Raw genomic sequence first — 388 nt, forward strand, 5'->3', positions numbered from 1 at the left:
CAAGTTCACGATCAATCAGAGTGGTAAAGTGCCATATGGGTTAATCTCGTGTAACGCTTCTGGCAAGTTATACTTCTCCGCCAAGTGGATATCCACGCTAACTCCTTTTTCCGCCAAGACAATACGAACTTGGTGGCTGTACATACAATTAGCACCGGAAAACAGCGTCATTACAGGGCGTTTATTGGCAGCAACGGCCATGCCTACCTCCATCAAAAAATCACAAAGTACAAAATACTTTTGCGTCATGGCCCAAAATTTGAGCAATGACTTTAAACGGCAATAGGGGCATGTTGCCCCTATTGAGTTAACTGGTTGAATATTCTAATTAATGAACATCTCGCCAGTATTCTTTCTTCAAAAAGAAAGCGAGGATAAACAGAATCAC

General features: G+C 42.0%; 1 pseudogene. It reads right to left on the reverse strand.

Features of this window, described 5'->3' with window-relative positions:
* Window positions 1-201 (reverse strand): annotated as a pseudogene (locus tag CWC14_RS18870) (glutathione S-transferase N-terminal domain-containing protein); the annotation flags it as partial.
* Between the last annotated feature and the right edge of the window lie 187 nt (window positions 202-388).

Source organism: Pseudoalteromonas sp. S3260 (genome assembly GCF_005886925.1).
In the GTDB taxonomy this organism is placed as follows: Bacteria; Pseudomonadota; Gammaproteobacteria; order Enterobacterales; family Alteromonadaceae; genus Pseudoalteromonas; species Pseudoalteromonas tetraodonis.